Genomic DNA, 18,703 nt, shown 5'->3' with positions numbered 1-18,703 from the left:
CCACAAAGATTCGACCAGTCCGGGGTATAAATCATAATTGGCACTGGCTTTACAAGCACCCTGTTGAGTTCTCAAAGAACAACCACACACCGATCCGAAGACCCAACCAGTGGGCCACCATCCCGGGGCTTTTCGTTCCGCGTCCCCGGCGCTCTCGCGCCGGGCACTTTTACTACGTTACCTCACCGTCTTCGCCGTGTCAAACCGTGTGTCCCGGTCTGTCATGCTTCGTACGGGTTGGTCCCGGCGCACTCACACAGCAGCGAACCGCTGCGTCAGGTCGTCGGATTTGGCAGGCCGGCCGCTGCGGTGTCCCGCAGTCTCGCCCGGTTCCCTGCCGGTCGTGAACCTTACCCGGTCGGTTCCGCTGCACCAAATCCGCCTCGCGGCTGATCCGGTGAGCCCCGCCCGAACCGTGTCCCGCAGAGGCGAACCCCTGCCTGACCCGGTTACCTGCCCGATCCGGTGCTCCAGGTCTTTCGCCCTGTTTGCCCCGTTCCGCGCTGGCAGAGAGAAAGTTACGCGTCCGTGGGTTTGATCGTCAAATCGGCGGGTAGCGTCGCGCGTCACACTGATCCCCTCCGGGTCGGATCAACCCACCGAGTGCCGGCCGAGCAGCGGCCGGCGGGTCAGGACACCCGGCGTCGGCGGGCGGCGAACCAGGCACGGATGCCGAGCACGCCGACGGTGGTCCCGATGGCCAGGGAAGCCGCGATCAACAGGGCGTGCACCCACAGGAAGCCGGTGGCGGCACCGTCGGCCACCGTGCCGGAGGCCCAGGATCGCGGGTCCTGCCAGATGGCGACGGCGAACCTCGGCCAGATCACCCAGGTCCAGATCCCGACCCCGACCAGGAAGAGAGCCCACCCTCGCGACAGCACCATGGCAGCCGAGTATGCCAGCGCAGTCGATCCGCGAGCTGGCCACGGACGCGACGGGCGCGACCTCCGGACCGCGCCGCCGGCCGGGATCGGCGCCTCAGGCGATCCGTTTCCGGCCAGGCCGTGCCGGGCACTGCGAAGGAGGACAGCGAAGGACAGTCCCCCGGAGGTGCCCCGTGCGACAGTCGATCTTCAATCCCTGGGCCTGGCGCGATCCGTCCGCCCTGGCCGGCGGATACACGCAGACCACCCCCTCGGCTGCGGGGCCGGGCGGTCCGGCCGCTGCGCACGACGGCCCGGACGCCCCCGGCCCCGGCACTCCGGTGGACCTCGTCGGCTACCACGTCCAGGCCAGCGACGGGCGCATCGGCACGATCGACGAGGCGAGCGACGACGCGGACGCCGGATACCTGGTGGTGGACACCGGCCCGTGGATCCTCGGCCAGAAGGTGCTGCTGCCGGCCGGCACGGTGGAACGGGTCGATCACCTGGACCGTGTCGTACACGTCGACCGGACGCGGCAGGAGATCAAGGACGCTCCGCCGTACGACCCCGAGTCGGCCAACCCGGAGTACCGGGACCGCGTCGGCAGGTACTACACGGACCGTCACCTGCCGCCCCGGTAGCAACACCCCGGGTAAGGTGAGGCAGTGGTCCGGACGGGCAGTTGCGTGTCGGAGGCGGTCGATGTGGTCGACGGCCTGCCGCGCGGTGTCGTGCCCACTGCCCCGACCAGCTCCGGCGACGGCCGTGAGCACTTCCTGGACGTACTTCGTGCCGGTGGTCTGCGGTACCGCGCCGGCGCGCGATGGCGGACGGCTCGCTGAGCCCTGTTTCCGCTGACCGAGGGGCCTGCCCGGCCCGCTCGGCGCGCGCCCACGCGTGATCCACCCACCCGCACGAGAGGCACCTCGCCATGTCCATCGCACGCATGCTCACCGGCGATCGGCCCACCGGTCGCCTGCACCTCGGCCACTACGTCGGCAGCATCGCCAACCGGGTGCGCCTGCACCAGCGCTACGAGAGCTTCTTCATCATCGCTGACCTGCACATGTTGACCACCCGCAACCGGCGGGAGGACATCGACCAGGTCTCCGCCAATGCCCGCGAGATGGTGACCGACATCCTCGCCGCCGGCGTCGACCCGGCGCGGGCCACGTTCTACCTCCAGTCGGCCATTGCTGAGGTCGGCGACCTCAACACCCTGCTGCAGAACCTGGTGACCGTGCCCCGGCTGGAACGGGTGCCCTCGTTGAAGGACATGGCCCGCGACGCGGGCAAGGAGGAGATGCCGTACGGGCTGCTCGGTTATCCGGTGCTCCAGGCCGCGGACATCCTGTGCGTGAAGGGGGAGGTGGTCCCGGTCGGCCGGGACAACGCCGCGCACGTCGAGGTGACCCGGGAGATCGCCCGCCGCTTCAACCACCTGTACGGTCCGGTGTTCCCGGTGCCCGAGCTGATCCCCGCGGACACGCCCAGCCTGGTGGGCACCGACGGCACGGCAAAGATGAGCAAGAGCCGGGGCAACACGATCGCCCTGTCCGACGACGCGGCCACGGTGCGCCGCAAGGTGCGCGGGATGTACACCGACCCGAACCGGGTGCGGGCCGACGTGCCGGGGACCGTGGAGGGCAACCCGGTCTTCGCGTACCACGAGGTGTTCAACCCGGACCGTGCCGAGGTGGCCGACCTGGCCGACCGTTACCGGGCCGGGCAGGTGGGTGACGTGGAGGTCAAGGAGCGGCTGGTCGTCGCGCTGGAGACGTTCCTGGCGCCGATCCGGGAGCGCCGGGCCGCGATCGAGGCCGACCGGGGGCTTGTCGACCGGCTGATCGTCGAGGGCACCGAGCGGACCCGGCAGGAGGTACGCCAGACCCTGACGGAGGTACGCCGGGCGATGGGGCTGACCGGGGCGTACCAGCAGATGCGGCGGCGGGCCGAGCGGACCCGGCGCCGGACGGACGCCCCGGCCTGACGCGGCGCTCGGGTCTCCTCGTTGCGACGGGGAGACCCGGCGTGCTGCGCGGAGGGCGCAGAATGCCTGGATGAAGAGGATTCGTCCGATCCCCGCCGGTGACGCGCACCGGACGACGATGTTCGAGATCTTCTTCGACCTGGTCTTCGTCTTCGCGCTCACCCGGGTCATCGCGTTCATGGCGCAGCCGCCGAGCGCGCTCACCCTGGGCCAGGGGCTGCTCCTCCTGCTGTTGTTGATCTACTCCTGGGGTCCGTACCTCTGGTTGGGGAACCTGGTCCGGGCGGACGTCGGCCCGGCCCGCGCGGCCACCCTGCTGGCGATGGCCGCGATATTCGTGGCCGCTCTGGTGCTGCCCGACGCCTGGCGGCAGGGACCGGGATCCGCCGACCCGCCGCTCACCCTCGCGCTCGCCTACCTGGTCACCCGGGCGGTGCAGCTCGTGGTGCTGTTCTGGGCGAGCGTCGACGATCCGCCGCTGCGCTCGACCCTGCGGTTCTTCGTCGTGCCGGTGACGGCTGCCTGGCTCCCGCTCATCGTCGGCGCGCTGCTCGGTGGCGTCGCCCAGACCGTGCTCTGGACTGTCGCGCTCCTGGTGGACATCGGCGGTTCCCGCGTCGCCTCCATCTACGGCCCGTGGCCGCTGCGCAGCCTGGACCACTTCACCGAACGGTTCGGACTGGTGCTCATCATCGCCCTGGGCGAGGCGTTGATCGCCGCCGGCACCGGACCGAGGATGACGGCGCCGACCGGGGCCAGCCTGATCGCGGCGCTGCTCGGCCTCGTCGTCACCATCTGCCTCTGGTGGCTGTACTTCGACCGATTGGCGCCCGCCGCCCGGCAGTCCGTCCTGCGCGTTCCCGACGAACGGCGCTCCCACGTGGCCGGCGACGCGTACGGCCTCGCGCACGCACCCATGATCATCGGTGCCATCTACGTCGCGCTCGGCATCGAGCAGGTGCTCGGCCAACTCGCCGAGGAGCCGTCGCACACCGCCCGGTTGAGCTGGCCCTCGGCCACCGCCCTATACGGGGGCGCCACCCTCTACCTGCTCGGACGGCTGGTCTTCCGCCGGCTCACCCTTCATGCCGTACACCCGGGGCAGGGTGTCGCCGCGCTGCTGCCGCTGCTCCTGCTGCCGATCGCGCGGCCGCTGCCCGCGCTGGCCGAGTTGGCCCTGCTCACCCTGCTTCTGATCGCCGTAACCTGGTACGAGCGGCGGATCGACCGACGTGGCGAACCTGTCGAACCGGCGCGACACGTGCGCCCCTGAGCCGCGGAAAAGTTCCAGACCCGTGTCGACATCCCGGGCACTCGTTCGTCGTCATGCTGTACGGCGATCCCGCCGCACCGAGAGGAGTCGAGACGTGAAGTACATGCTGCTGTTCATGAGCACCCCGACCGACGGGGAGGCCGGCAACGGGTGCACCTTCGAGGACTGGGTGCGCTACGACCGGGAGATGAAGGACGCCGGTATCTGGGTCTCCGGGCATCCCTTGCAGGACCTGACCACCTGCACGACCGTACGGGTCGGCCCGGACGGCGAACGCGCGATCACCGACGGGCCGTTCGCCGAGACCCGCGAGGTGCTCGGCGGCTACGACATCATCGACGTGCCGAACCTCGACGTCGCGCTGGACTGGGCGGCCCGCAGCCCCGGGGCCACCGGAGCCGGCTCGGTGCAGGTGCGGCCGGTCGCCGAGATCGAGGTCGAGGTCTGACGGTGGCGGGCGCGGAGGCGGCAGCCGGTTCGGTGGAGGCGGTGTTCCGGGAGGAGCACGGCCGGCTGCTCGCCTCGCTCGTACACCGCTTCGGCGACCTCGACCTGGCCGAGGAGGTCGCCTCCGAGGCGATCGAGGCGGCGCTGGTGCACTGGCCGGTCGACGGCGTCCCGAGCCGGCCCGGCGCCTGGCTGCTCACCACGGCCCGCCGTCGCGCCGTCGACCGGCTGCGCCGCGACCGCGTGCTGGCCACCCGGCTGGCCGTACTCCAGGCGGAGGCCGAGCGGGCCGACCCCGCGCCGCCCGCCGACGCGGACCCGGATCTGCCCGACGACCGGTTGGCGCTCTTCTTCACCTGTGCCCACCCCGCCCTGCCCGCGCAGGACCGCGGCGCGCTCACCCTGCGCTTCCTCGCCGGGCTCACCACGGCGGAGGTCGCGCGGGCCTTCCTGGTGCCGCACGCGACAATGGCCCAGCGACTCGTCCGGGCCAAACGGAAGATCCGCGACGCCCGCATCCCGTTCCGGGTGCCCGGCGTCGACGAGTTGCCCGCGCGCCTACCCACGGTGCTCCAGGCCGTCTACTCGGTCTTCACCGAGGGGTACGCCGCCAGTTCCGGACCTGATCTCCAGCGGACCGACCTCGCCGAGGAGGCCATCCGGCTGGCCCGGATCCTGCGCCGGCTGCTGCCCGGCGAGCGGGAGGTCGCCGGCCTGCTCGGGTTGCTGCTGCTGATCCACGCCCGGCGCGCGGCCCGGAGCGGGCCGGACGGCGCGGTGGTCCTCCTCGACGACCAGGACCGCGCACGGTGGGACCACGCGATGATCGACGAGGGCCGCGCGCTGGTGGTGGTCGCGTTGACCGGCCCGGCGCCCGGACCGTACGGCGTGCAGGCCGCCATCGCCGCCCTGCACGACGAGGCCGCCGACGTGGCCGGCACCGACTGGCCCCAGGTGGTGGCGCTCTACGACGTGCTGCTCGGCATGGTCCCCTCCCCCGTCGTGGCGCTGAACCGGGCCGCCGCCGTGGCCATGCGGGACGGGCCGGACGCCGGGCTCGCGCTGCTGGACGGGTTGGCCGGCGATCCACGTCTGCGGGGCTATCACCTGTACCCCGCGACCAGGGCGGACCTGCTGCGCCGGCTGGGTCGCCGCGATGAGGCCGCGGCGGCGTACCGGGACGCGTTGGCGCTGGTCGGCACCGAGCCGGAACGGGCGCACCTGCTGCGCCGGTTGGCATCCGTCAGCGAGGACTGAGCGGGCTCCCGCTGTAACCTGCCCCGATGACCCTGCCTCTGCCGCCCGGTGAGTTCGCCGCGTACCTGTTCGACTGCGACGGCACCATCGTCGACTCGATGCCGCTGCACTACGTGGCGTGGCAGCGGGCGCTCGACGAGTGGGGCTGTGAGTTCCCGGAGGACCTCTTCTACGCCTGGGGCGGCCGGCCCACCGCCGACATCGTCGTCGCACTGAACGAGCGGCACGGCCTGGCGATGCCGGTGGCGACAGTCGTCGAGAACCGCGAGCGCATCTTCCAGGAGTTGCTGCCGCAGGTCACCGCCGTGCCCGAGGTGGTGGCGCACATCCACGACGCGCACCGCCGCGTGCCGTTCGCCGTCGTCTCCGGCAGCACCCGCGCCACGGTCACCGCCTCCCTCGACGCGCTCGGTCTGCTGGACCGCTTCGACGTGCTGGTGTGCGCCGAGGACTACACGCGGGCCAAGCCCGACCCGGAGGCGTTCCTGCTCGCGGCACGGCAGCTCGGCGTACCCCCGGGCTCCTGCCTGGTCTTCGAGGACACCGACCTGGGCATCCAGGCCGCGACGGCGGCCGGCATGGCTTCGGTACGCGTGCCGCAACAGCGCGTCGGCTGACGCCTCAGGCGATCGTCAGCAGCAGCTTGCCCAGGTAGGAGGTCTCCAGGCGCTTGTGCGCCTCCCGCACCTTGCCCAGTGGGAACGTCTCGGCGACGTGCACCACGAACGGCCCGGCCTCGATGAGGTCGTTGAGGCGCTGCAACTGTCCGCGGTTGGCCACACCGTCGTACGCCCGGACCGACACGCCGGACCGTTCGCGCGGTTCCGGCCGCACCCCGTGGGCGTACGCGACGACCCCTCCGTCGGACAGCGTCTCGGTGAGCCGGTCCAGTGTCTTCCCGCCGGCCATCGCCAGGATGCCGCCCACTCCCCCCGGAGCCGCGTCCCGGATCGTCGCGAGCACCTCGGCGGGGTCGGCGTGGCCGTCGAGAGACACGTCGGCGCCGAGGCGGGTCACCAGCGCGACCCCGTCGCTGCCGGAGGCCACCGCGATCACGTTGAGGCCCTGTCGCTTGGCCAACTGCACGGCCAGGTGGCCCTGCCCACCGCTCGCACCGAAGATCAACAGCCAGGCGCCCGCCGGCAGGCTGAGCGCGTCCAGCCCGGCCAGCGCGGTCAACGCGTCGGTCGGCATCGCACCGGCGTGCTCGGCCGGCACACCGTCGGGCAGCTTCGCGGCGTACTCGGCCTTGACGGCCGCGTACTCGGCGTAGAAGCCGCCCTTCGGCCGGGTGGTGGCGGAGACGTAGACCAGGTCACCCACCGCGAGATCGGTCACCCGGCTGCCGGCCGCGATGACGGTTCCGGCGCCGTCCGAGCCGGGCACGATCGGAAACTCGGTGCCCTCGGGCACCAGCACGCCCTGCCGCTCGTACGCGTCCCACACGCCCACGCCGGCGCTCAGGACCTTGATCAGCACCTCGTCGGCGGCGGCCTCGGGCACCGGCAGTTTCCGCAGGGTGATCACCTCCGGTCCGCCGAACTCGTCCAGCGCCGCAGCCTGCATCCGCTCTGGCACGTCCGCGTCAACCATGTGGGCTTCCTCTCCGGGCCGGCGTCACCGTCGCAGCATGCCGTCTCGGGGGCGGGCCCGGCCCGGTGCCGGGTGCCGTTCACCCACAAGGGCGACGGCCGTCGGTGTGGCCCGGGGCGTGGCCGGAGTCAGGCGACACCGGCGACGCGTTCAGGACGTCTGCGGCTCCCGACCGCCGAGGGCCTGCGCGACCGCGTCGCGCACCCGGGCGTCCTCGCGAGCCTTGCGCCGCGCCCGGTTGCGGCGGCGGTACAGGGACGCCCCGACGACCACGGCGATCAGCACGACGAGCGCCAAAACGACCATCCACGGCAGGGCCCAACCGTGCGCGGTGGCCTCGACCGGCTTGAGCGAGGTGGTGGAGCCCGACGCGTCGGTGAGCAGCGGCGTGACGGTGGCGGTCGCCGCGAGCCGGACGGCGGGAGCGACACCGCGGACGGGCACGCGCACGTCCCAGCTCTCGCCCGGCAGCAGCTGCGGCGGCGCGGCGATGTCACCGGCCCGCGCCCGCAGTACGCCGAACGGGCCCGAGACCGAGACGGCCTGCTGGCCGGACAGGGCGGCGTTGCCGGTGTTGTGGATCGTGTAAGCGACGGTGGCGGCACCCTTGGCGAACGGGTTGGACGTCCCGTCGTACGTCACGTGGAGGTTCTCGATCGCGAGGTTCGGCTTCAGCTCGCCACCGACCCGCAGCGTGATGCGGATGCCGAGGCGGCGGTCCACGTTGATGCCCTCGGCCTGGTCGGCCTGCGTCAGCGCGGTGAGGATGCCGCCCACGTGGTCACCGGGCGTGGCGTTGGCGGGAACGGTGATCGTGAAGGGGACCTGTGCGGTCTTTCCGGGCTGGATCACGACGCTGCCGGCGCTGGCCTTGACCCAGGCGCCGACCGCCACGGACTTCTTGTCCCCGGTGAGCAGGTCGAGCTGTCCGGCGGCGGTGGTGAAGCCGTCGGCGGCGTACACGGCCAGGGTCAGCGGCGCCGGGCCGCGGTTGGCCACCACCATGGCGTCCTCGACGGTCCCACCGGGGTTGACGTTGTAGCTGTAGCTGGACCGGGCTTCGCCGTAGCTGTTGGAGGCCGTCCGGACCGTCCAGGCGACGTTGCCGTCGGCCGCCACGGCGGGGCCGGCGCCGACGCCGGCCGCCGCGACGACGGCTAGCAGGGACAGCGCGGTGGTGCGAACGAGTGTCTTCCAGCGCGGTACGGACGGTTGCATGTCGGATCCTTGAGGTGATCTTGGGAGTGGGCGAACCGGTGGCGGGGCAGGCACCCGAAGGTGCCTACCCCGCCCGGTGGAACAGGTTCTTTTCAGCTGCTCAGCGCAGTGATCGTGAGGGTGGTGCGGTAGCTGCCCTTCGCGATGCTGTCCGGGATCTTCAGGTCCAGGTCGGCACCGAGCTTGGCGCCGCCCCGGGGGTGACCCTGAACCGCAGCGCCCAGCCCGCTGGAGACCGAGAGGCCCTTGCCCTGGTCGTCGAGGGACGACAGGACTGAAGCGCCGGCCTCGGCGCCCGCGCCGGCGTCCAGGACGTACGGGGTCCAGCCCAGGTACGAGCCGGAGAACGTCTTGTCGGCGTCGGAGAAGTCGCCGACGCTGGCCGAGATCGACCACGGGGCGAGCGAGCGGCGGCTGTCCGACACGAGGATCGGGTTGATCTTGCCGGTCGCCTCGAAGTAGGTGCCGTCGCGCTCCTGCGCGGTGCCCAGGTCGACCAGACCGTTGTAGCCGTCGATCGTCCAGCCGAACTCGCCCGGGGCCGGGTTGGGAACGTTGACCTGGATGGCCTGACCGTCACCGTGGTACGGGTGCACCGTCACCTTGTCGGTGACCGAGCCGACCGGCTGCCCGTCCGGGGTGTTGACGCAGGAGAGGCCCTTCTCCACTGCCGCGTTCGGGGCCGCGCAGGTGCCGCTGCGGACGTTCGCCAGGACCAGCTTGTCGCCGCGCACCTGCACCTTGACGTAGCTGCGGACATGCTCCTGGTTCTGCGACGAGTTGTACCAGTACTTGGCCGGGTCCAGCGGGTCCGGGCCGTTGCCCCGGATGCCGGTGCCACTGTCGTCCGGCTTCTTGATGTCGTAGTACTTCGAGCCGGACGCCGAGTTGGCGGTCACGTAGATGACGCCGCCCGGGCCGGGGTAGACCTCGGGAGCACCGGGCTTCTCAGCCGGGTTCTCCTTCTGGCCGTTCTTGATCGAGTAGCTGCGCGAGTAGCTGTGGTCGTGGCCCTGCAGCACCATGTCGACGCCGAGGTTGGAGAAGGCAGTGGTGAAGTCTTCCCGCCGCTGCTTGTTGTCGCTGTCGGTCGCGTGGCTGGCCGGGGAGTAGATCGAGTGGTGGTAGACCAGCACCTTCCACTTGGCCTCGGAGCCGTGCTTCTTGATGACGTCGGTGACGTACGCGACGTGCGCGGCGTCGCCGCCGGCCGAGCCGTCCGCCGGGTTGACGTAGCTGTTGCTGTTCAGGTCGATGAACAGCACGTCCTTGTGGATGAACCAGTAGTCGCCACCGGACCGGGTCGCCTGGTCCCCGCTGTAGTACTGGGCCGAGCGGTCGGTGTTCGGGGTGAAGTGGTGCTGCTCGTAGGACTTGCCGCCGACGTCGTGGTTGCCGATGGTGGCGACGAGGGGGACCTGACGCAGCTGGTCGGGGGCCAGGAACGAGGTCCACTGACCCTCGTCGTTGGCGCTCTCCACGTGGTCACCGGCGGAGACCAGCAGCTCGGCGTTCGGGTTGGCGGCGGTGGCGACCTTCAGGGTCTCCTCCCAGCCGGCCTGGTCCTTGAGCCGGTCGCCGGAGGAGCCGATCTGCGGGTCACCGAAGAACAGGAAGTCGTAGTCGCCCTCGAAGTCCTGCGTCCGGAAGGCGTACGCCGGGGACCAGCTGCCCTCGGCGCCGACCCGGTACGAGTACGCGGTGTTCTCGCGCAGGTTGCTGATGGTGGCGTGGCGGTTGAAGCCGGTCGTGGAGGTGTTCGCCGCGCCGACGGCGTCGAAGCTGACGGCGCTGGCCGGGAACTCGCCGTTGACGAGCTCGGCGGTCGGGGCGAGCTGGATCTTCTGGGCGGTGTCGGCGGAGGAGTACCAGGACACGATGCGCTGGGTCTCGTTGGCGCCGACGCCGAGGACGATGCCGGACACCGTGGTGGGGTCGGCGGCGCTGGCGGCGGTCAGCAGACCGCTACCGAGGGCCGCGCCCATTCCCAGGAATCCGGCTACGACCCCGGCGACAACGCGCCGCCGCACGAGCCCGGGGGCCCGTGTCGAGGTGCTCAATGTCATCGACATTGTTCCCTTTTCGAATAGAGAAATGGATTGTTCTTCACCCGACACCGGGGAAGCAGATCCAAACTTTCGTTGGCCGATGAACCCGCCATGAACGTGATCTTGCGAATGGCTGCACTTCGCGGACTGGTTAGCCGTACTCACGATCCGGTCACACGCTGAACAAACCAGATCAGCCCCATGATGGACACTGTCGCCGAAACAGCACCGGTCACCCACAGACCGGCTTTCGGCGCACGCCGGCGCAGCACGAACAGCAGCGGGAAGACGGCGGCGATAATCGTCAACTGAACGACCTCGATACCGACGTTGAACACCAGCAGCGACCACAGCAGCGTCCACGACCACGCCTCGTCGATGCCCAACGCGCCCGCGAAGCCCAGCCCGTGCACGAGGCCGAAGCAGAAGACGACCCCGAGGCGGATCCAGCCCCGACGGTCCAGGCTGAAGTGACCGCGCCCGGCCGTCTCCAGATCGCCTGCGTGGTCACCGCGCCGCCAGATCCCCCACAGGTGCCAGCCGGCCACGACCGCGATCGACAGCGCGATGACCGGCTCCACGACCCGCGCCGGCACGTCGACCAGGCCGAGGGCGGCGAGCAGGAACGTCACCGAGTGCGCCAGGGTGAAACTGGTGGCCGCGAGCACGATCTCCCGCAGACGTCGCGACCCGGCGATGAGCGCCACCAGGAAGAGGATGTGGTCGATGCCGGACAGCAGGTGCTCGGCCCCCAGCAGGAAGAACTCGCCGAACCGCTGGTAGGCGGTCTGCGCCGTCGAGAAGGACGGGTTGGCGGCGTCCAGCGCGGCGCTGCCCGAACGGCCGTCGATCTCGTAGGTGACGATCGTCTTGGTGTCCTTGACGTACGCCTCGTCGTCCGGGAAGAGACCGCTGCGCACCTCGTGCTCGTCGACCCGCTCGGGACAGGTCCAGTCCAGCAGCAGGTCCGCGTACGGCACCCCGTCACGAGCGCCGATCGTGGCGTCGCGTACCACTGTCGGCTGACAGGCCGCACCTCGCGCGCTCACCGAGAAACGGTCGGCGACATAGCGCAGGACCGTCGGGGCGTGGGCCTTCAACGCTGCGGCCTGCGCCGCGGAGTCCCCCGCCTCGAAGGCGGCGTTCCCCACCCGGAACAGCGGATCATCGTCACCGGAATCGGCTGCCGACACGACCAGAAGGTCATATTCGAGCTCCACCTCGGAGCGAATGTGACCCTCGTCTCCGGCGGTAATTTTCGCGTACACCGTCGATGAGAAGCCGTGCGCGAAGGCCGTTCCGCCACCCAGGAACGGGAACACGGCCGCAGCAAATGCGACAACGGCGACGACAACGGTACGGCGAATGTGCCCCAGCATGCGACTCCCTCGGTTGGCCAGTGCACGCTGCACCTCGTGGGTGAACACCAACCCGCCCACCGACGAACCGATGGAGAACAAACGACCGCGGCGACCGGCCACGGATTGTCGGCGGCCGGATCTGGGATAGGAATACGAGGCGTACGCGCACTTCCCGCCCCCACCCGAAAGGACGACCACCTTGCGCCCCCCGCTTCGGGCCGTCGCCCTGCTGGCCGCGACCGCCGCGCTCCTTTCCGCCTGCGACTCCGGCGACGACTGGTCCCAGCCGCACCCCGCGCCCAGCGCCGTCGGCTCGCTCAGTCCGGGATTCGTCGACCCCGCCACGACGCCAGCGCCGGAGGCGACCATCACGCCACGGCCCGGATCGTGGGCCGACGTGCACCCGTCGAAGGACTACCGGGTGGTGCTGCTGACCGCCGGCACGGACGCGCCGACCAAGGCCCTGGTGACGGCGGTGCGGGACTGGGCCGACGACGAGCACGTCGATCTGAGGACTGTCGTCGTCAGCAACACGCACGACGCCGTCCCCAGCATCACCAGGGCCATGGCGATGGGCCCCGACCTCATCGTCAGCGCCGGCAACGAGCTCATCGACGCCCTCGCGCTTGTCACCCCGAACCACCTGGACGAGAAGTTCCTGGTGGTGGGCGCCGAACTGGCCGAGCCGACCCACAACGTCACGGCCGTCGACTGGGACGGAGCGTCGTACCGGGGCGAAGGGCTCGGCATGTCCTCGTCGTACGACGCGGGCTCGTTCACGGCCGAGCGCTGCGCGGCAGCCATCAGGGCGGGCGTGGCCGCCGTGCTCAACGACCTGACCGGGATCGTGGTCTGGCTCTGACGCACGGCCGGTCGCCGTCGGATGACGGGCCCTCGCCCGGACCGTTCGCGAGTACGCTCGCCCGGATCGCGAGGTGGACCCGCTCGATCCGGCCGGGCCCGCTCGTTGGGAACGGCAGCGGGACGCCGGGTCGCCCGCCAGGTCGAAGGGTGCGGTCATGCGGAAACTGGTTGTCGTCGAGTTCGTGACGCTCGACGGGGTCATGCAAGGGCTGGGATCACCCGACGAGGATCGTGACGGCGGGTTCGAGCACGGCGGCTGGGCGGCGCCGTTCTTCGACGAGGCCCAGGCGACCGCCGCCGTGCAGGGGCTCCGGTCGACCACGGCGTACCTCTTCGGTCGCCGGACGTACGAGAAGATGACCGGTTACTGGCCGAGCCAGCCCGACGACAACCCGATGGCCGCCCACCTCAACGCGACTCCCAAGTACGTCGCCACCCGTACGCTGACCGAACTCACCTGGTCGAACGCCCGACGCCTCGACGGAGATCTCGTGTCGGCGGTCACGGACCTGAAGTCGCGGGGCGACGGCGTCATCGTCGTGCTGGGCAGCGGGGTGCTCGTGCAGGAACTCATCGCGCACGACCTGGTTGACGGGTATCGCCTGTTCCTGCACCCGCTCCTGCTCGGCACCGGCAAGCGGCTCTTCCGCCAGGCCGACCGGCCGCGACGTCTGCGGCTCGTCGACTGCACGCCGACCAGCACCGGTGTCCTCATGCTGGAGTACGAATTGGAGTGACGGGCCCCCGGGCAGAACGCGTCCTCAACCGGTGACCGGCTCTGTTATCGATAACATCGCGATCGTTGTGGAGCCTCGCCGTCCCCCGGGTGCAGCGCACCGGGACGGCCATGTCGGCCTGCTCGGAGGGCTCGCGATGACGACCAGACGCCTTCAAGGCATCGAGGTTGATGGTTTGGGAGCGCTCCCGTAACATACGCGACGCGGCTGTTAACGCTCACCTAACAATGACTCCCACGAATGTGGAGGCCGCCATCCCGTCAGGAGGGTGCTAGATGACCATATTTAGACCGACCAATGTCGGCCTCGTCTCGGCAGGTGTCGCATTGCTGGCGTCGGCCACGGTCGTCGTGGCGATGCCGGCCGGCGCCGCCGCAGCGGGCTGCTCGGTGAACTATGCCGTGTCGTCGCAGTGGCAGGGCGGGTTCGGCGCCAACGTGACGATCACGAACCTCGGTGATCCGTTGAGCGGTTGGACGTTGACGTGGTCGTACGGGGCCGGCCAGACGGTGACGCAGTCGTGGAACACGGAGTTGACGCAGAGCGGTGCGGCGGTGACCGCGCGCAACGTGAGCTACAACGGATCGGTCGCGACCAACGGCACGGTGTCGTTCGGCTTCAACGGGTCGTGGACGAGCAGCAACCCGGCTCCGACGAGCTTCGCCCTGAACGGCGTGACCTGCACCGGCGGGACCACGCCGACGCCACCGGTGACCGACACGCCCGCACCGCCGACGACCCCACCGCCCACCACCCCACCGCCCACCACCCCACCGCCGACGACACCGCCACCCACGACGCCGCCGCCGACCACGTGTGATCTGCCGTCGTCGTACCGGTGGTCGTCGACCGGCGCGTTGGCGCAGCCCAAGTCGGGCTGGGTGTCACTCAAGGACTTCACCGTCGCCCCGTACAACGGCCGGCAGTTGGTCTACGCGACCACCCACGACACCGGCACCCGCTGGGGCTCGATGAACTTCGGCCTGTTCACCAACTGGTCCGACATGGCCTCGGCCAGTCAGAACACGATGAACAACGCCACCGTCGCACCGACCCTGTTCTACTTCGCGCCCCGCAACATCTGGATCCTGGCGTACCAGTGGGGCGGTACCGCGTTCTCCTACCGCACCTCCACCGACCCGACCAACCCCAACGGCTGGTCCGCGGCGCAGACCCTGTTCACCGGCAGCATCTCCGGCTCCGGCACCGGCCCCATCGACCAGACCCTCATCGCCGACAGCACCACCATGTACCTGTTCTTCGCCGGCGACAACGGCAAGATCTACCGCGCCAGCATGCCGATCGGTAACTTCCCCGGCAACTTCGGCAGCACCTACACCACCATCATGAGCGACTCCACGAACAACCTGTTCGAAGCCGTGCAGGTCTACAAGCTCCAAAACCAGAACCGCTACCTCATGCTCGTCGAGGCCATCGGCTCGCAGGGCCGCTACTTCCGCTCCTTCACCGCCACCAGCCTCGGCGGCACCTGGACCCCCCAGGCCGCCACCGAGAGCAACCCCTTCGCCGGCAAAGCCAACAGCGGCGCCACCTGGACCAACGACATCAGCCACGGCGAGCTGATCCGCACCAGCGCCGACCAGACCTTCACCGTCGACCCCTGCAACCTGCAACTGCTCTACCAGGGCCGATCCCCGTCCTCCGGCGGTGTCGACTACGGCCTGCTGCCGTACCGACCGGGCCTGCTCACCCTGCGCCGCTGACCTCCACCGCCTGACGACTCCGGGGCGGGTTCGGCATCACGCCGAACCCGCCCCGGAGTCACGCGGCCCTACTCCCGCGTGCCGATGTCGTCGATCGGCGGGACCCGGAGCAGTCGCCGGACCGGCCACACAGTGGTCGCCAGGGCCAGCACCGTCGCGCCGCCGAGCACCGCCGCCCCGCCGAGCGGCGGCACGTACGGGATCGGGCTGCCGGTCAGCGCGTTGACGAGCGCACCCAGGGTCAGCGCCGCTATCGTCGCGCCGATCAGCACCGCCGTACCGAGCAGCCCGGCCTGTTCGGCGTGGACCATCCTCCGGATCTGCCGGCGGGTGACCCCGACCAGCCGCAGCAGCGCCAACTCGCGACGCCGGGCCAGCGCGGCCAGCACCATCGTGGTGGCCGCCGCCAGCGCCGCGTACCCCACCATCACTCCGATCAGCAGCCGGTTCAGCCAGGCGCTCAGCGCCAGATCGGTGCCGATCAGACGCGTACGGGTCGCGGCGTCGAGCACAGCACTGCCCGGGTGCCGGGCCGACCAGGCGGCCAGCGCGGCATCGGCGTCCGGGCCGGCGCGGACCAGGATCTCGTCGTCGGTGACCCCGGCGGTGTGCCCGGCGACCGTCTGCGCGGCCAGCGTGACGTCACCGAAGCCGAGGCCACGGCCGTAGATCGCGACGACGGTCAACCTGCTCGGTGTGCCATCGCCCAGCCACAGGTCCGCCTGGTCGCCGACGTGCCAACCGGACGCCGACGCCTGCGTCGCGGACAGCGCGACAGTGCCCGCGCGCAGGTCGGCCAGGTCACCCTCGTGCACCGCTAGGTCCATTGTGGAGGTGATCCCCGTCGGGTCGACCGCCTGCGCGGCGACCGGCGCGATCCCGTCGAACGACCGCACCACCACCTGCGTACGGCGTACCCCGGTGGCCGCCCGCACGCCGGTCAACTCTCGGACCTCCCGCGCCGCGTCGGGCGACAGCCCACCCTGCGCGACCAGCAGCCGCTCGGCGAGCGTGCCCGCAGCGCTCTGCGCAATGGTCTGCCGTTCCTGATTCGTCTGCAGGAACCAGACCGAACCGCCGAACCCGACCGCGAGCACGAGAGCGGTCAGCACGGTCGCCATCCCCTGTGCGTTCGCCCGCAGGTTGGCCGCGGCCAGGTAGCCACTGACCCGCCAGACCCGCGACAGCACGGGGGTGAGCAGCCGGGCCGCGTACGCGTTGATCCTGGGCGCGAGCAGCGCCACCGCAATGACGAACAGGTAGAGCATGCCTACCGCGCCGGCCAGCGCGGCGGTCGGTCCGGTGCCGCCGATCGTGAACGCACCGGAGGTGACGGCCGCGGCGAGGGTCAGCACACCGGCGACCAGCCGCACCCGGCCGCCGCGCCGAGGCTCCACCGCGATCTCGCCGAGCGCCTCGACAGGTCTGATCCCGGCCACCCGCCGGCCGGCGATCAGCGCGGCGAGCACGGCCACCAGCACCGCCGTACCCACGGCGGCCGGCACGGCGAACAGGCCGCCGGTCATCGGGAAGCCGGCCGGGATGAACCCGCGGTCCACCAGCTCGCCCTGCACCCAGTGCGCCGCCAGCACACCTGCCGGCACTCCCACCACGGAGGCGACCAGGGCGAGCAGCGCGGCCTCGCCGATCAGCAGGCGGCGGATCTGGCCCGGCGTGGCCGCGACCGCACGCAGCAACGCCAGGTCACGGCGACGGTGCCGCACGGACAGACCGATCGTGCCGGCCACCACGAAGACGATCAGCAGGACGACGTACCCGCCGAACGCCGATCCCGCCTCGATCAGCAGCTCGCGGGCGGCCAGGTTCGCGGACTGCTCGACCGCGCCGCGCTCCGGCCCGACGTACGTCGTGGCACCGGCCGCCGAGGCGAGCTGGCGGACCGCGTCCCGATCGGCGCCGGGCGCGAGTCGTACGCCGATCGCGTCCAGCCGACCCGGGTGTGCGGACAACCGCGCGGCCTGCGCGTCGGTGAAGTACACAGCGGTCGTACCGGTGTCGGCGACCGCGCTCACCCGGTACGACCGGCTGACCCCGTTGACGACCAGGTCGACGCGCTCGCCCGGGGCCGCGCCGAGCCGGGAGTCGGCCAGCACCTCGTCGTCGGCACGGGGCGCGGCGCCCGCGATGATCGGACGACCGGAGAAGGCGTACGTGGCCCAGCCGTGCCCCGTGGCGGCCGGCACGCCGATCTCCACCCGTTCGTCGCCGGCCACCGCCGTGACGCCGGGCAGCCGCCGGATCCGGTCCACCAGGGCGGCGTCCACGGTGCCGCCCTCGGGCAACGCGACGGTGCTCGTGGTGGTCTCCCCGTCGAACTCCCTGAACGTGTGGCTGACCGTGCGGTCGGCGACGACCAGATCGGCCGCCGCCCACAGCCGGGGCTCCGGACGGAAGCGCAGGCCCGACTCGACGAGCGTGCCCATGGCGACCAGGATCAGCACCCCCGCGATCAGGGCGAGCAGCGTGGCGGCTGCCGGGCCGGCGCGGTGCCGCAGCAGCCGGGCGGCGAGCGCGGTCATCGGGCGACCCGCCGATCCAGCGACGCCAGCTGCTCGGCGATGCCGGCGGCCCCCAGCTGCGGCAGGTCGGCGACGATCCGACCGTCGGCCAGCACGAGAACCCGGTCCGCGTACGAGGCGGCCACGGGGTCGTGGGTCACCATCACCACGGTCAGCCCGTGGTCGTCGACGACCGCGCGCAACAGCGTCAGCACCTCGGCCGCGGCCCGCGTGTCGAGGGCCCCGGTGGGCTCGTCACAGAAGATCACCTCGGGGCGGGTGGCCAGCGCCCGGGCGATCGCCACCCGCTGCTGCTGGCCGCCGGAGAGCGCGGCCGGCCGGTGACGCAGCCGGTCGGTGAGCCCGACCCGCTCGACCACGCGGGCCAGCCAGGCGCGGTCCGGACGGACGGCGGCCAGCCGCAGCGGCAGGACGATGTTCTCCTCGACGGTGAGGGCACCGATCAGGTTGAACGCCTGGAAGACGAACCCGATGCGGGTACGCCGCAGCTCGGTGAGACGGGTCTCCGACAACCCGGACAGGTCGGTGTCACCGATCAGGACCCGACCGGAGCTGGGCCGGTCGAGTCCGGCGGCGGTCTGCAACAGCGTGCTCTTGCCGGAGCCGGAGGGCCCCATCACGGCCGTGAAGGTGCCGCGACCGAAGCCGACGTCGATTCCGGCCAGCGCGGTCACCGGGTTACCGCCGGCCGCGTACACCCGGGTGAGGTGTTCGACGCGTACGGCGTCGTTGGTAGGTCCCGGATACTCGGGCATTCTGGTGGCCTCTCTTCGAGTCGGCGACAG

At 71.1% G+C, this 18,703-nt stretch carries 17 protein-coding genes; 10 read left to right on the top strand and 7 right to left on the bottom strand.

Going from position 1 to position 18,703, the window contains the following annotated elements; genetic code table 11:
• Positions 1–629: 629 nt before the first annotated feature.
• On the bottom strand, positions 630–884 hold the full coding sequence (locus tag AB0B97_RS09545) for a hypothetical protein (RefSeq protein ID WP_357492019.1): 255 nt from the start codon (positions 882–884) through the stop codon (positions 630–632).
• A 173-nt stretch (positions 885–1,057) separates the two neighbouring features.
• On the opposite strand from AB0B97_RS09545, the gene AB0B97_RS09540 reads away from it, so the two are divergent.
• From AB0B97_RS09540 to AB0B97_RS09510, 7 genes are all read left to right on the top strand, one after another.
• On the top strand, positions 1,058–1,507 hold the full coding sequence (locus AB0B97_RS09540) for a PRC-barrel domain-containing protein (protein WP_357492017.1): 450 nt from the start codon (positions 1,058–1,060) through the stop codon (positions 1,505–1,507).
• Positions 1,508–1,531: 24 nt separating this feature from the next.
• On the top strand, positions 1,532–1,708 hold the full coding sequence (locus tag AB0B97_RS09535) for a hypothetical protein (protein WP_357492015.1): 177 nt from the start codon (positions 1,532–1,534) through the stop codon (positions 1,706–1,708).
• 89 nt (positions 1,709–1,797) lie between these two features.
• On the top strand, positions 1,798–2,856 hold the full coding sequence (gene trpS, locus AB0B97_RS09530) for a tryptophan--tRNA ligase (RefSeq protein ID WP_357492013.1): 1,059 nt from the start codon (positions 1,798–1,800) through the stop codon (positions 2,854–2,856).
• A 70-nt stretch (positions 2,857–2,926) separates the two neighbouring features.
• Positions 2,927–4,129: a low temperature requirement protein A gene (locus tag AB0B97_RS09525; protein WP_357492011.1), complete on the top strand. Its 1,203-nt coding sequence runs from the start codon at positions 2,927–2,929 to the stop codon at positions 4,127–4,129.
• Between the two features lie 103 nt (positions 4,130–4,232).
• A complete protein-coding gene (locus AB0B97_RS09520; protein ID WP_234591204.1) occupies positions 4,233–4,577 on the top strand; it encodes a YciI family protein in 345 nt (114 codons plus the stop codon).
• Positions 4,578–4,579: 2 nt separating this feature from the next.
• Positions 4,580–5,833: a sigma-70 family RNA polymerase sigma factor gene (locus AB0B97_RS09515; protein WP_357492009.1), complete on the top strand. Its 1,254-nt coding sequence runs from the start codon at positions 4,580–4,582 to the stop codon at positions 5,831–5,833.
• Between the two features lie 26 nt (positions 5,834–5,859).
• The gene (locus AB0B97_RS09510) at positions 5,860–6,450 is read left to right on the top strand and encodes an HAD-IA family hydrolase (protein ID WP_234591184.1); all 591 of its coding nucleotides are present in this window, start codon (positions 5,860–5,862) and stop codon (positions 6,448–6,450) included.
• Positions 6,451–6,454: 4 nt separating this feature from the next.
• Here AB0B97_RS09510 and AB0B97_RS09505 read toward each other — a convergent pair whose 3' ends face one another.
• From AB0B97_RS09505 to AB0B97_RS09490, 4 genes are all read right to left on the bottom strand, one after another.
• Entirely contained in the window at positions 6,455–7,426 is a 972-nt protein-coding gene (locus tag AB0B97_RS09505; RefSeq protein ID WP_357492006.1) for an NADP-dependent oxidoreductase, read from the bottom strand.
• Positions 7,427–7,576: 150 nt separating this feature from the next.
• Positions 7,577–8,644, bottom strand: a complete 1,068-nt coding sequence (locus tag AB0B97_RS09500; protein WP_357492005.1) for a DUF916 domain-containing protein — start codon at positions 8,642–8,644, stop codon at positions 7,577–7,579.
• A 92-nt stretch (positions 8,645–8,736) separates the two neighbouring features.
• Complete coding sequence (locus tag AB0B97_RS09495) at positions 8,737–10,710, bottom strand: metallophosphoesterase family protein (protein WP_357492004.1); 1,974 nt, start codon at positions 10,708–10,710, stop codon at positions 8,737–8,739.
• Between the two features lie 143 nt (positions 10,711–10,853).
• Complete coding sequence (locus tag AB0B97_RS09490; protein ID WP_357492003.1) at positions 10,854–12,071, bottom strand: HupE/UreJ family protein; 1,218 nt, start codon at positions 12,069–12,071, stop codon at positions 10,854–10,856.
• A gap of 181 nt (positions 12,072–12,252) precedes the next feature.
• Here AB0B97_RS09490 and AB0B97_RS09485 point away from each other — a divergent pair, with 181 nt between their 5' ends.
• The 3 genes from AB0B97_RS09485 to AB0B97_RS09475 all read left to right on the top strand — a co-directional run bounded on the left by AB0B97_RS09485 (position 12,253) and on the right by AB0B97_RS09475 (position 15,378).
• Positions 12,253–12,915, top strand: a complete 663-nt coding sequence (locus AB0B97_RS09485; protein ID WP_357492002.1) for a hypothetical protein — start codon at positions 12,253–12,255, stop codon at positions 12,913–12,915.
• Between the two features lie 157 nt (positions 12,916–13,072).
• Positions 13,073–13,654, top strand: a complete 582-nt coding sequence (locus tag AB0B97_RS09480) for a dihydrofolate reductase family protein (protein WP_357492001.1) — start codon at positions 13,073–13,075, stop codon at positions 13,652–13,654.
• Between the two features lie 275 nt (positions 13,655–13,929).
• On the top strand, positions 13,930–15,378 hold the full coding sequence (locus AB0B97_RS09475; protein ID WP_357492000.1) for a non-reducing end alpha-L-arabinofuranosidase family hydrolase: 1,449 nt from the start codon (positions 13,930–13,932) through the stop codon (positions 15,376–15,378).
• 68 nt (positions 15,379–15,446) lie between these two features.
• Here the strand turns inward: AB0B97_RS09475 and AB0B97_RS09470 are convergent, their stop codons facing one another.
• Together AB0B97_RS09470 and AB0B97_RS09465 are read right to left on the bottom strand one after the other, a co-directional pair.
• Entirely contained in the window at positions 15,447–17,918 is a 2,472-nt protein-coding gene (locus AB0B97_RS09470; RefSeq protein ID WP_357491999.1) for an FtsX-like permease family protein, read from the bottom strand.
• Positions 17,915–18,673 (bottom strand): ABC transporter ATP-binding protein, encoded by a 759-nt coding sequence (locus AB0B97_RS09465; protein WP_234591262.1) that lies wholly within the window; start codon positions 18,671–18,673, stop codon positions 17,915–17,917. Before AB0B97_RS09465 ends, AB0B97_RS09470 begins: the two co-directional genes overlap by 4 nt.
• Positions 18,674–18,703: the final 30 nt, after the last annotated feature.

It is taken from the genome of Micromonospora sp. NPDC049004, from assembly GCF_040649315.1.
In the GTDB taxonomy this organism is placed as follows: domain Bacteria; phylum Actinomycetota; class Actinomycetes; order Mycobacteriales; family Micromonosporaceae; genus Micromonospora.
Note: the sequence above shows the minus strand (reverse complement) of the source record. Positions and strands in the feature narration are given on the sequence as shown.

Excerpts from the sequence above, each read along its gene's own strand:
- AB0B97_RS09545 (WP_357492019.1), bottom strand. The coding sequence starts at position 884 with ATGGTGCTGTCGCGAGGGTGGGCTCTCTTCCTGGTCGGGGTCGGGATC.
- trpS (WP_357492013.1), top strand. The coding sequence starts at position 1,798 with ATGTCCATCGCACGCATGCTCACCGGCGATCGGCCCACCGGTCGCCTG.
- AB0B97_RS09525 (WP_357492011.1), top strand. The coding sequence starts at position 2,927 with ATGAAGAGGATTCGTCCGATCCCCGCCGGTGACGCGCACCGGACGACG.
- AB0B97_RS09520 (WP_234591204.1), top strand. The coding sequence starts at position 4,233 with ATGCTGCTGTTCATGAGCACCCCGACCGACGGGGAGGCCGGCAACGGG.
- AB0B97_RS09510 (WP_234591184.1), top strand. The coding sequence starts at position 5,860 with ATGACCCTGCCTCTGCCGCCCGGTGAGTTCGCCGCGTACCTGTTCGAC.
- AB0B97_RS09505 (WP_357492006.1), bottom strand. The coding sequence starts at position 7,426 with ATGGTTGACGCGGACGTGCCAGAGCGGATGCAGGCTGCGGCGCTGGAC.
- AB0B97_RS09500 (WP_357492005.1), bottom strand. The coding sequence starts at position 8,644 with ATGCAACCGTCCGTACCGCGCTGGAAGACACTCGTTCGCACCACCGCG.
- AB0B97_RS09495 (WP_357492004.1), bottom strand. The coding sequence starts at position 10,710 with ATGACATTGAGCACCTCGACACGGGCCCCCGGGCTCGTGCGGCGGCGC.
- AB0B97_RS09490 (WP_357492003.1), bottom strand. The coding sequence starts at position 12,071 with ATGCTGGGGCACATTCGCCGTACCGTTGTCGTCGCCGTTGTCGCATTT.
- AB0B97_RS09480 (WP_357492001.1), top strand. The coding sequence starts at position 13,073 with ATGCGGAAACTGGTTGTCGTCGAGTTCGTGACGCTCGACGGGGTCATG.
- AB0B97_RS09475 (WP_357492000.1), top strand. The coding sequence starts at position 13,930 with ATGACCATATTTAGACCGACCAATGTCGGCCTCGTCTCGGCAGGTGTC.
- AB0B97_RS09470 (WP_357491999.1), bottom strand. The coding sequence starts at position 17,918 with ATGACCGCGCTCGCCGCCCGGCTGCTGCGGCACCGCGCCGGCCCGGCA.
- AB0B97_RS09465 (WP_234591262.1), bottom strand. The coding sequence starts at position 18,673 with ATGCCCGAGTATCCGGGACCTACCAACGACGCCGTACGCGTCGAACAC.